Here is an 11,862-nt window from a genome sequence, read left to right on the forward strand (position 1 = left end):
CAGTTTTAATTAAATAATCAATCTAGTGTTTCTTTTTATAACCTAATTGAAGAAACCAAATTAACGAACAAAACATGCAAGTTTCAATCAAAGAACAGGAACAAATTTTTAAGATTCTTGAAGAAGAAATTGTTCCAGCAGAAGGATGTACTGAACCAATTGCAATTGCATATGCAGCAGCAAAAGCAGTACAGGTTTTAAAAGATGTTCCAGATAGGTTAGAAGTAATTGTATCAGGTAATATTCTTAAAAACGCTAAAAGTGTTGTTGTTCCTAATAGTGGTGGTAGGATTGGTATTGAAGTGTCGGCAGCAATGGGAGCTTTATGTGGTGATGCTACAAAAGATCTTTTGGTAATAAGTGATGTTTCTTCTGAGCAACTACTTGATGTCCAAAAATTTATTGAGCAAAATAGGGTTAACGTCAGTGTAGCAGATAATAATTTGACGTTATATATTAATATTATTGCTTTTTCGAAAAATCAATCTGCTGCTATTGAAATAAAACACACGCATACTAATATCACTAAGATTATTAAAAATGATGAGGTGTTGGTCGATCAACCTTGTAATGATAGCGATTTTAATTCATCTTTATTAGATAGAAGTATTTTATCAATAGAGAAAATTTATACGGTTGCTAAGACTATTGAAATAGCTAAAATTGCTCCAATATTTGAGAAAGTAGTTGATTATAATACAACAATAGCAAATGAAGGTTTAAACCAAAAATATGGAGTGAATATCGGTGCTGCTATCCAAAAAAATATAGATAAAGGTCTTTACGGTAATGATCAGAGAAATCGCTCAGCAAGTTTTACAGCTGCAGGATCTGATGCAAGAATGGGTGGGAGCCCAATGCCTGTGATGACTACTTCAGGTAGTGGAAATCAAGGTATGACTGCAAGTCTTCCAATTATACGTTATTGTTTTGATCAAAAAATTGATAAGGATCAAATGTACAGAGCATTATTTATGTCCCATTTAACTACAGTTCATGTTAAAACAAATGTAGGACGTTTATCTGCGTACTGTGGTGCAATGACTGCTTCTGCTGCTGTTAGTGGTACATTAGTTTTTTTAGAGGGTGGTGATGTAAAAGCTATTGAAAATGCAATAACGAATACTTTAGGAAATGTTTCTGGAGTAATTTGTGACGGAGCAAAAGCATCTTGTGCAACAAAAATAGCGTCAGGAATCTATTCGGCTTTTGATGGTGCAATGTTAGCACAAATGGGTAATGTGTTACAATCTGAAGATGGTATTATTGGAGATTGTGTTGAAAAAACGATCAAAAATGTTGGGACTTTAGCACAGGTAGGAATGAAATCTACTGATAAAACAATTTTGGAAATTATGTCGAAATAAATAATTCCAATTCAAAATATATCATGAAATAAGAAATAGCTTACATTACATATTGTGAGCTATTTTTTTAAGTATGCCTTTAAATAAAAGTAAATCAAGGCATTGAAAATCAAATGAAACTTTATAACAATAAACACATTTTGTAAATTCTGTTAAGACTATTTTTATCATTCATTTCAAAAAAAAATTCTATTTAACTTTAAATTGTAACAACGTAACACAAATAAATAATTGTGCAGTCTAAGTAAAAAAATACTACATATATTTACTTATTTTGAACTACTAAATCAATTTAAAATGTATCGACATCTACTAACAATTTTACTACTATTTAGTAGTCTAATTGTTTATGCTCAAGTTGAAGAATATGATAGTCTAGGAAATAAAATCCCTAGGAAAGAACAATTTACAAGAGGTATAAAAAATCAAACTTTTATAGAAAAAGGCCAATGGTTAGTTGGTTCGACTTTTAGGTATTCAGAATCTACAAACGATAACTATAAATTTATGCTTATAGAAGATTGGAGTGGACAGACTTTTAATTTTGCTGTAAGTCCTTTCTTTGCTTATTTTATCAAAGATAACTTCGCTATTGGTGGGCGTTTTACCTATACAAGAAAAAGGGTAAATATTGATGAGATGAATATAAAAATTGATGATGACCTCTCTTTTAGAATGGATGGTATTAAGAATGAAGAGCACATGTTTTATTCATCTATTTTTATAAGAAATTACTTACCACTTGGAGATGGTAAACGCTTTGGCTTGTTTAACGAAGTCCGATTATCGTATGGATATGGACAATCTAAAGAAACTGTTTTAGGAGAGGCACCTCACCATACTACTGGTGTATATTCTACCACACACGAATTTAATATCGGTGTTGCTCCTGGTATGACTGCCTTTATTAATGATATGGTTGCTCTAGAGGTTTCAATTGGTGTTTTAGGATTTACAAATAAGTGGGTTCATCAAACAGAAAATCAAGTAGAAGAAGGGTCGAGAAATGTCAATAAAGCGAATTTTAATATTGATATGTTCTCTTTAAATATTGGATTAGCATTCTATTTATAATCAGATGAAAAAAATTATATTTTTAGTTGTAAGTACTTTAGTGCTGTTTATTTCATGTATTAAAAACGATATTCCATTTCCATATATTTTTGGAGAAATAATTTATTTTGAAATTGAAGGGCAAGAAGGGTTGTCGTTAATTTCTGCAGAAGAACAAGTTGTTGAAGTAACCATGCCTTTTGGAACAGATTTATCTAAACTAAAAATTGATAGTATAAGTGTAACAAAAGATGCTACCTATTCCCCATCAAAAGAGGTATTGAATGACTTTACAAATGAGGTGGAGATTACAGTCTCAACTTATCAAGATTATCTTTGGAAGGTTAGGGTTCTTAATGGAGATATGCAACTTGTTATTAATTCTTTTGAGATTGAAGGACAAGTTTCTTCTACTATTGATACTGCAAATAATATAATTCAGGTTATAATGCCTGTTAATACAAACTTAGATGATCTTAGTATCACAACATTTGAATATTCTCCATCAGCGGCTTCAATTTCACCTGCAATAGAAGATGTAAAAGATTTTTCTGAAGATGTAGTATTTTTATTTAATGAGGAAGAGGAATGGATTGTAAAAGTATATGAAGAAGGACAAATTATTGAAATTCATTCTTTTGAGATAGAAAATCAAATAAGTTCTACGATCAATATTTCTACAAATAATATTGATGTTATTATGCCAAACGGAACGGATATTTCTAACTTAAACATCTTATCATTCGATTACTCTCCTGCATCAGCTAGTATTAATCCAAGCCCAGATAGTGTAACTGATTTTTCAGAAGATGTCACTTTTCAATTTAATGAATCTATAAACTGGACTATTCATGTATCTGTAGATTCAACCCCAATTGAAGGTGACCAAATACCATTTTCAGATTTTTCTACATGGTTTCAGGAAGGTACAGGAACGAAGTCATTTTACTTACCAGGTAATGCTTTGGATACACAATGGAGATCTGGAGATAAAGGTGCTGCAGATTTAATTTTTAAAACATATCCGCAAACAGTAACTCCATACCCAAATAAGGAAAACCCAGAGTATGCATTATTAGAAACAAAAACAGCAGTTGGTGTTATTGCTGCAGGTTCTTTATTTGTTGGACATATTCAAGGAAGTGGACTAACTGATATTGCTATAGATTTTGGTATTCCGTTTACAGATAGACCATTAAGTTTTACAACAATGTACCAATATATGCCCAAAACATATGACGATGGTATTGTAGACGAATGTGATATGTATGTAATTCTACAAGTGAGAGAAGGAGATAAAAGATATAGATTAGCTACAGCATGGCATAGATCTGATAGAAATATGGTTGATTTTGAATCAATTACATTACCTTTTGTTTATGGCAATAGTAATGAATTAGCTAGTTATATGATGCCTTCTACAAATAATGAAGAAATGCCCGAAGAGGGTTTCTATAATAACCTTTCAGCACAGCCTACTCATATTATAGTTGTTTTTGCATCTAGTGCTCATGGTGCGAGTTATAAAGGGGGAGTTGGAAGTAAATTAAGTGTTAAAGGGCTAGAATTAAATTACTAAAAAGAGGATAATTTAATATTAAATTACCCTCTCCACTTAACTAACTATTTACTATATAATCTAAATGTTATTATAAGGTAGCTACTAAATACCTTATAGGATTATATAAACTAACATTTGCCTTTTGTAATAGGTCTAGATTCATTTCAATACAAATGTAACAATGTGTCTAATAAGTAACAAATAATTATTTTATAATAAAATTTAAGTAACGAAACCCTGTTTTATTACCTTTTAAATTTTTTCAGAATACTATAAAATTGAATGTATTGCGTTTAACTTTTTTTATCTAAGAATAGTTAGCTAAGTCATCTTTTTAAAAAAGAATACCTCTTTATTTTACAAATGAGAAAGGAATTATGAATGAAATGAAATATAGCTAAAATGAATCAAACAATATTTGGAACAACGGTATTTGCAATAGTTTTTTTAATGTGTATACCAATCTTATTAGTCCCATTTAAAGGGAAGTTATTAAATTCGGAAAAGTCAGTTCCTATACAAATAGAACAAGAACAACAGAATATAGAAGACAATACATTTTTCTTGATTTCTACAGATTCTACAGATATTTAAAAATTAATTTACAAAAGTGGTGACATTTTTATGTACTTGATATTACTTATTGATTAGTAATTTAGATGATGAAAGTTTATTTCTCATTGAGTGAATAAATTAATTAGGTAGTAATATTAGTAAAGAAGGGAGGTGCATACTTCCCTTTTTTATTGTCTAATTTTTAAAGAGTGTATCTATATTATTTATATTGAAGAAGCATTTTTTTATAAGCAAATTCAATTTATGAAATACTACAACAATAAAACTGTATTTATTACTGGAGGAACTAGTGGTATTGGTTTAGAAATGGGTAAACAACTGGCAAATTTTGGAGCAAATGTAGTAGTTTTTGGAAGAAAAAATTTAGAGACATCTGTTAAAGTAATTGAGCAAAATAAAATGTCTAATAAAGTGTATTCACATTTTTTAGATACCACAGATATTGAGTCAATAAAATCAGCTTTTCATTTTGCAGAAAAAGTAGTGGGTACACCTGATATTGTAATTCACTCTGCTGGAATTGGGAAGTGTCTACCATTTTTAGAAACCTCACAGTCTGATTTTGAAAAGATAATTAATAGTAATGTTTTTGGCTCTAGAAATGTTGCTGATGTTGCGTTTAACTATTTAAAAAAGTCAAAAGGTCAACTCTTATTTATTGCTTCTTTGGCAGGTTTAATTTCTAATTATGGTTATTCAGCATATTGTAGTTCTAAATTTGCTACTGTAGGTTTTGCAAGTGTGTTACGTAGTGAATGGAAACCTTATCAGATACGAATATCTGTGGCCTGCCCTCCAGAAATTGACACTCCATTAGTCGAAGCTGAACGTTTAGAATCACCTAAGGTAGCAAAAGTTTTAAAACAATTTGCAGGAAACTTAAAATTAACATCAGCATGTTCTTATCTTCTAAAGGAATTATCAAAAAATAAATTTATGATTATTCCAGGTTTTAAAGCAAAATTTGTTGCGTTGACACAAAGAATATTACCTAGTATAAATTTCTTTATTAGTGATTTAATAATCAAAAAAATGAAGTAAAGATATCATTTTAAAAATAGAAAATTAGCAGATAGAATTGATTTAAAAAACATCTTAAATAATAAGTACAACAAGTTTAGTTGCTCCTTTATAAGGATATAAAGCTTATTTTTTAATCATATTTAAAAATCAATGAAATATTTTTCTATCTACTTATTATTCTTTGTTGGAGCTCTATTAACTTCTTGCGAAAGCAGCGAAAATTGCACAGAAACTACATGGTATGAAGATGCCGATAATGATGGTTTAGGAGATCCCGATGCGACTTTAGAAGCTTGTGAACAACCTGAAGGTTATGTAGCTAATGGTAATGATACTGATGATAACGGAGGAGGTACAACTTCTGATTGTGATACACCAAGTGAAGTTGCACAATCGACTAATACTGAAATTGAAGCAATGCGACAAGCAATGATATCGTTTAGAAATTCACTTTCCTCTACACTTTTGTCTCAAGCTACTACATGCTTAGATGATGACCGTTTTTATACCTGGCATAATACGCCAAATTCTAACGGAACGCAAAGAGATGGTATTATTTATGGAGATCTTACAGAAGATCAGTTAGCAGATTTTAAAAATCTATTACAATTGTTTTTAAGTGATGGAGGTTATCAGAAAGTTGATGAAATAACGATGTTAGCTGAAGGGCTCTTAAACACTGAAAATTCTTCTGCTTGGAACCCTGATTATTACTCTATTGATATGTTTGGTGATCCAGAAAATAGTGGCTCTTGGGGATTTCAATTAGATGGGCATCATTTAGCAATAAATTTTCTAGTACATGGTGATAACGTTTCTATAGTTCCTGCATTTTTAGGAGGAGAACCTGCTGTATCTTCTTTTAATGGAACTGATTTTGATATTTTTAAAGATGAAAGAGACCTTGCATTAACGTTATATAATGAATTATCAACTTCCGAGAATGCAGCTGCAGTTTCATCAAGTAGTCATTCTATGGAAGTAGGTCCTGCAGGAACTCCTGGTGATGTAGACCCATACAGAGGTGATTATGACTACTCTGGTTTTGCAGGAACAGGTTTAAAATATTCTGATATGTCTTCTGAAACACAAGCTAATTTAATATTGGTAATGAAAGAGTATGTATACAATATGGAAACTGCATTTGCAGATGCATGGTGGACCGATATTATGGCAAATTTAGATGATACCTATTTTGTTTGGATAGACGAGGTGGATAGCCCAACAACAACTTCACCTTTTTATTACAGAATCTATAATCCCTATTTATGGGTTGAATATAATTCAGAAAATGCTCTTGGTGGAGGTGGAGCAGATTATAATCATGTGCATACAATAACAAGAATACCCAATAACCCTTCTACATCAGCTGGAGGAGATTATGGTGTTTTTGCACAAATGATTAATAAAGGAGATGTAAAAACATTATTTGAGCATTACGCAATGGCGGACCATCATAAAGCAAGTGAAATGTTGTTTGACTATACCGTAAAGTTAGCACATGGACATAGTCACCATTCTCATACTCACTCTCATATACATTAAATTCGTAATTAATTATTAAAGTTAGATATTAAAAGTTATCTCACTTTTATATTGAAGCTACTTTTTCAGAAGAAAATAGTTTTAGTAAAAATAGGGGTTTTCAAATCTCTTTACACTTCTATTTATGAAAACACTACTTAGTTGTTATGAAAACATTGATCTAAAGTAGTGAGACATAAATTTATTGAAAACTTATATTTTCTAATTTGATGAAAAAGCTACACATCGTTTTATTATTCTTAGGTGTTTTAATCTCTTCTTTATCTTTTGCTCAAAATGTGAAGCAAAACAAAAGTGCTAATTGGGGTAATCGACATGTAAAATCAAGTAGTAAAGGTGGAAAACCAGACAATGCCGTAGGTTATTTATCAGAAGGAAACCTTGCTGCTTTTTCTGATAAAGATAGTTTGTTTTTAGAAGATTTAACTCCTGATTTAGAGGATTTGGGTATTACAACATCAGAGTGGGAAAGTATTCAAAATAAATTAAGAACGTGTTGGACATTGACAAAAAAAGCAGCTTTCAAAAAAGCAATTGATGAATTGAATAATGAAATTTTTTCTAATCATAATTGTGTAGCTGTTTACGCAGAGTATGGTGGCAAAGGTGGGCAGAAAGCCATGACCGTTTACTCAAAAGAAGCATGGAATTTACTTCCAAATTAAATGATTTGAAAAGTAGATAAATCAATACTTTAAACGAGAGGTAGTACTATTACCTCTCGTTTTGTATTTCAAAAATCAAATTTAATTACCCAAAGCACATATATTTTATTTCAAGGTATTCATCAATTCCATATTTTGAACCTTCTTTTCCAAAACCACTTTCTTTAATTCCTCCAAAAGGTGCTACAGTTGTGGAAATCATACCAGTGTTGATACCCACCATTCCGTACTCTAATGCTTCAGCCACTCTCCACACCAATTGGTAATCTCTGCCGTAGAAATAAGCTGCTAAACCAAAAGGAGTATCATTAGCCATTTCAATTACTTCATCTTCTGTTTGGAAGCGGAAAATTGGGACGATTGGACCAAAAATTTCTTCAGTATACACATCCATTCCTTTTTTCACATTGGATAGAATTGTAGGTAAGAAAATCTGATCATTTTCTGAAGAAACTTTCCCCCCAAGTTCAATAGAAGCACCTTTATTTGTGGCATCATTTACAATTCCTTGCACAAACTTAACAGCATTTTTATCAATCAAAGGACCAATTTGAACACCTTCATCAAAACCATTTCCAACTTTTAATAGACTTACCGCTTTTTTTAGTTTTGAAGTGAATTCATCGTAGATTTCATCATGAACAAAGAAGCGATTTGAACAAACACAAGTCTGCCCTGCATTTCTATATTTCGAAGCAATAGCCCCTTCTACCGCTTTATCAATATCAGCATCTGCAAAAACAATAAACGGAGCATTGCCCCCTAATTCCATAGATACTTTTTTAACGGTATCAGCACAGGCTTTTATTAATGTTTTTCCAACTTCTGTAGAACCTGTAAACGACAGTTTCCTTATGATAGGATTTTCAGTTAATTCTTGCCCAATTTCACTTGTTCTATTAGAAGTAATTACATTGAAAACCCCTTTAGGAATACCGGCTCTTTCTGCCAATTCTCCTAATGCTAAAGCACTTAAAGGTGTATATTTTGCGGGTTTTACAACAATGGAACATCCTGCAGCTAATGCTGGACCAACTTTTCTTGTAATCATTGCATTTGGAAAGTTCCATGGAGTAATAGCTGCAACAACACCTACAGGTTGTTTAATAGTTATTATTCTTTTATCTGCTTGATGTCCAGGAATTACATCACCATAAGTACGTTTAGCTTCCTCTGCAAACCATTCTACAAATGATGCCCCATAAGCAATTTCACCAATCGCCTCAGGAAGTGGTTTTCCTTGTTCTAACGTTAATATTTTCCCTAAATCCTCTTTATGTTCGATCATTAAATCAAACCATTTTCTTAAGATTTGAGAACGTTCTCCGGCAGTAGTTTTCTTCCACTCTTTTTGAGCTTTTTCTGCCGCTAATATTGTATTTCGAGTATCTTCTTTATCAAAATTAGCTATAGAGATAATAGTTGATTGGTCATAAGGGTTTGTAACTTCAAAAGTTTTTCCTTCATGTCCATCAACCCATTTTCCATTAACGTAACATTTATCTTTAAGAAGAGATTTATCTTTTAATTTCATGGTTGTTTAATTTTTTTCAAAAATTAGGCTGAAAAATTAAGAGTTAAAAATGAAGGATACGTTTTATTTTATTTCAGGCTAAGTAATTTAGTATAACCCGTTTTTTATCCTGATAACGGTACTTGAAACTTAGTGAAACACCTTAGAATGTTTGTTGCTTATCAATATGTTTTATAAATTCGGTCATTGCTAACGATCTCATTCTAAATTAACTTGAAAAATCTACCTCACTTTAAAAGAAAATTACTTCAGCGTTATATAGAGCTGAAAAAATATTCTGTTGCTTGGATAGCAAAATATTTAGAGGTATCTCCATCTACTATTTATCGTGAGTTGAAAAGAAATACTAATCCTCATACGGAAAGATATGATGCCGATTACGCTCATAAATTATATAGAGCTAGGAAAAAGTATGCAGGTTCTAGAAAAAAGAATCCATTCAGAATACATCCCTTACGTACTACAAAATATAAATTACACGATGAAAGACGTTTAATTTATTGGTATTCAGATCAATATTATTTCCGATTAAATTTAAGAAAATGGAAATTTAGTACTTCTGGATATAAAATTTATGCCGAACGCTTAGGGATTAAGAAATTCCATTATTTAAATAATTGGGAATATTATGATCTTTTGTTAGAACACCTGAAATTCTTTATAAAATTTAAGTCATCTACACTTCCAAAATATTACTGGATGCGTAGATTAATAAAAAAAGAAGCCGCTCTCGAAGTTTGGAAAAATCCTGTACCACAGATGCAACAGAAGAAATGCGTCTAATCTATTCTTATTCCTCCTTATTTACCCTATTTCTCCCTACTTTATAACCTTGCCTTTATCACTTATCATTATGAAAGTGATTTTTTAATGTACAAATTTTTCGAGAGGTCAGTTTACACCGGTAAAAGTAAGATTTATAAAGTTTTTCGGATTTGCTCACGAAAATAGAGCTATAAATGTAGTGTTGCCATCTAAAAAGTTATTGGTTATTATAAATAATTGTAAGAATCTTTACTTCCTGTTCGTTCATGTTGGTTTAGTTTACATTTTTATTGTTAGTATTATTCTCATCTAAGAAAAACGATATTACTGTTGTATTAAATCGTTCTGGATTAGTAGAAGGTTCCATATGATTTCCACCTTTAAAAATTATTAGTTGATCATTTTTAATTTTCTCGGCAATTAATCTAGTATGGCTTTCAAAAAAGTAATCATTTTCTCCTGCCATTATTAAAGTAGGGCAAGTGATTTTCTGTAAGTCATTGGGATTAATATTTGGTTCATCTCTCAATAAATACATCATCCTTTTTTGGAAAGTGATTTCATTCGTTTGTTTTTCTAATTGTCTGATCAATTTTTTAAGTTGCTTATTAATTTCAGGTTTTATAGAGGTTTCATCATTAAATAGACAAGCACCCATAACAGCAAGTTTATTTATTTTCTGTGGTGCTTTCATTGCCATAATAAGTCCAGTATTTCCTCCATCACTCCATCCTAAAACATTCACTTTTTTCAGATTTAAATGCTCTATTAAAGCGATCATATCATCAGCAAAAAGAGTATAAGAAAAAGAAGTTCCATCCTCGGTAGATTGTCCATGTCCTCTTGTATCTACTGCTATGACTTTATATTTTTTAGCGAGTACAGGTATTTGCGCTGCATAACTTTTAATAGATTGAGAATTACCATGAATTAGGAGGAGAGGTTCTCCCTCACCATATGTTTCATAATATAGTTTTACTCCATTTACATCTGCAAACTTTCCATTTTTTTTGTTGTAGCCATAGATTGATAATTGACTTGCATCTATTATAAGACAATTGTTATCTTTTTCTTTATGAATTTCAAATTTACAATCTTTAGGTAAATTAAAAGTACCCCAATTGTTATCATATGTAGTATCTTCTAATCTTGCATTTGGTAATGCTATTGTTTCCCATTCACCTCCTTTCATTTTAATTTTCAAATCAAAATTATCGAAATAATATTTTCCTTTATTTAGGCATATGCCTCCAAATAATATATCCTTTGATTTTTTATCAATTTTACCTTTAATAGAATAGTTTTTCCATACATTAGATTGTATTGGTTTTTTATACATATTGTTAAAAAAAACTGTATTATCCTTTCTGTCATCGATTCTTACCCATAAGTGAGAAGAAGAATTAGAGGTCATAGTATCTGCTTTTACATCTGCAGAAAAAACAAATTCTCCTCCTGCATACTTTTCAATATTAAGTTGTTTAACAAAGACTGAAACAATATCTCTAGGGGTTTGAGCATGTGAAAATTGAATAGAAAAAAGGAATAAAATTAAAGAGTTAGCATAATATCTCATTGAAGTTCAGTTTTTGGTTAGTGAATAATTGAATACGGAATAAAGAAACATTTTTGTTGTAAATAGTTGGAATGTTAATCCTGAAGAAGAGTTATACTTTCAAAACAAACGAAGAGCATCAAAAAAAATTCGAACTTATTAAAAACCCAAATAAAAATTCTAAAATCGTATCAAAACCTTCTTTACAGGTCTAATAT

General features: G+C 30.8%; 10 protein-coding genes. 8 read left to right on the plus strand and 2 right to left on the minus strand.

The annotated features are described in order from the left end of the window. Positions 1-74 precede the first annotated feature (74 nt). From KM029_RS23700 to KM029_RS23730, 7 genes are all read left to right on the plus strand, one after another. Positions 75-1,367, plus strand: a complete 1,293-nt coding sequence (locus KM029_RS23700; RefSeq protein ID WP_144076283.1) for an L-cysteine desulfidase family protein — start codon at positions 75-77, stop codon at positions 1,365-1,367. Between the two features lie 297 nt (positions 1,368-1,664). Beyond that, a complete protein-coding gene (locus KM029_RS23705; RefSeq protein WP_144076284.1) occupies positions 1,665-2,441 on the plus strand; it encodes a hypothetical protein in 777 nt (258 codons plus the stop codon). A 4-nt stretch (positions 2,442-2,445) separates the two neighbouring features. Continuing rightward, complete coding sequence (locus tag KM029_RS23710; RefSeq protein WP_144076285.1) at positions 2,446-3,999, plus strand: PCMD domain-containing protein; 1,554 nt, start codon at positions 2,446-2,448, stop codon at positions 3,997-3,999. A 384-nt stretch (positions 4,000-4,383) separates the two neighbouring features. After that, a complete protein-coding gene (locus KM029_RS23715; RefSeq protein ID WP_144076286.1) occupies positions 4,384-4,575 on the plus strand; it encodes a hypothetical protein in 192 nt (63 codons plus the stop codon). A gap of 225 nt (positions 4,576-4,800) precedes the next feature. After that, positions 4,801-5,598 (plus strand): SDR family NAD(P)-dependent oxidoreductase, encoded by a 798-nt coding sequence (locus tag KM029_RS23720; protein ID WP_144076287.1) that lies wholly within the window; start codon positions 4,801-4,803, stop codon positions 5,596-5,598. Positions 5,599-5,730: 132 nt separating this feature from the next. Continuing rightward, complete coding sequence (locus KM029_RS23725) at positions 5,731-7,125, plus strand: DUF3500 domain-containing protein (RefSeq protein ID WP_144076288.1); 1,395 nt, start codon at positions 5,731-5,733, stop codon at positions 7,123-7,125. 209 nt (positions 7,126-7,334) lie between these two features. Then, positions 7,335-7,790, plus strand: coding sequence for a hypothetical protein (locus KM029_RS23730; protein ID WP_144076289.1), 456 nt, complete (start codon positions 7,335-7,337; stop codon positions 7,788-7,790). A gap of 85 nt (positions 7,791-7,875) precedes the next feature. Here the strand turns inward: KM029_RS23730 and KM029_RS23735 are convergent, their stop codons facing one another. Continuing rightward, positions 7,876-9,324, minus strand: coding sequence for an NAD-dependent succinate-semialdehyde dehydrogenase (locus KM029_RS23735; RefSeq protein WP_184679500.1), 1,449 nt, complete (start codon positions 9,322-9,324; stop codon positions 7,876-7,878). Between the two features lie 213 nt (positions 9,325-9,537). Between KM029_RS23735 and KM029_RS23740 the strand changes: the two genes are divergently transcribed. Beyond that, positions 9,538-10,107, plus strand: a complete 570-nt coding sequence (locus KM029_RS23740; RefSeq protein WP_158631198.1) for a helix-turn-helix domain-containing protein — start codon at positions 9,538-9,540, stop codon at positions 10,105-10,107. Between the two features lie 256 nt (positions 10,108-10,363). On the opposite strand, the gene KM029_RS23745 is transcribed toward KM029_RS23740, so the two are convergent. Further along, entirely contained in the window at positions 10,364-11,665 is a 1,302-nt protein-coding gene (locus KM029_RS23745; RefSeq protein ID WP_144076291.1) for an alpha/beta fold hydrolase, read from the minus strand. Positions 11,666-11,862: the final 197 nt, after the last annotated feature.

The organism is Flammeovirga kamogawensis (genome assembly GCF_018736065.1).
GTDB lineage: Bacteria > Bacteroidota > Bacteroidia > Cytophagales > Flammeovirgaceae > Flammeovirga > Flammeovirga kamogawensis.

Coding starts and splice junctions, on each gene's coding strand:
- KM029_RS23710 (WP_144076285.1), top strand. CDS start 2,446: ATGAAAAAAATTATATTTTTAGTTGTAAGTACTTTAGTGCTGTTTATT.
- KM029_RS23735 (WP_184679500.1), bottom strand. CDS start 9,324: ATGAAATTAAAAGATAAATCTCTTCTTAAAGATAAATGTTACGTTAAT.
- KM029_RS23730 (WP_144076289.1), top strand. CDS start 7,335: ATGAAAAAGCTACACATCGTTTTATTATTCTTAGGTGTTTTAATCTCT.
- KM029_RS23700 (WP_144076283.1), top strand. CDS start 75: ATGCAAGTTTCAATCAAAGAACAGGAACAAATTTTTAAGATTCTTGAA.
- KM029_RS23720 (WP_144076287.1), top strand. CDS start 4,801: ATGAAATACTACAACAATAAAACTGTATTTATTACTGGAGGAACTAGT.
- KM029_RS23715 (WP_144076286.1), top strand. CDS start 4,384: ATGAATCAAACAATATTTGGAACAACGGTATTTGCAATAGTTTTTTTA.
- KM029_RS23725 (WP_144076288.1), top strand. CDS start 5,731: ATGAAATATTTTTCTATCTACTTATTATTCTTTGTTGGAGCTCTATTA.
- KM029_RS23745 (WP_144076291.1), bottom strand. CDS start 11,665: ATGAGATATTATGCTAACTCTTTAATTTTATTCCTTTTTTCTATTCAA.
- KM029_RS23705 (WP_144076284.1), top strand. CDS start 1,665: ATGTATCGACATCTACTAACAATTTTACTACTATTTAGTAGTCTAATT.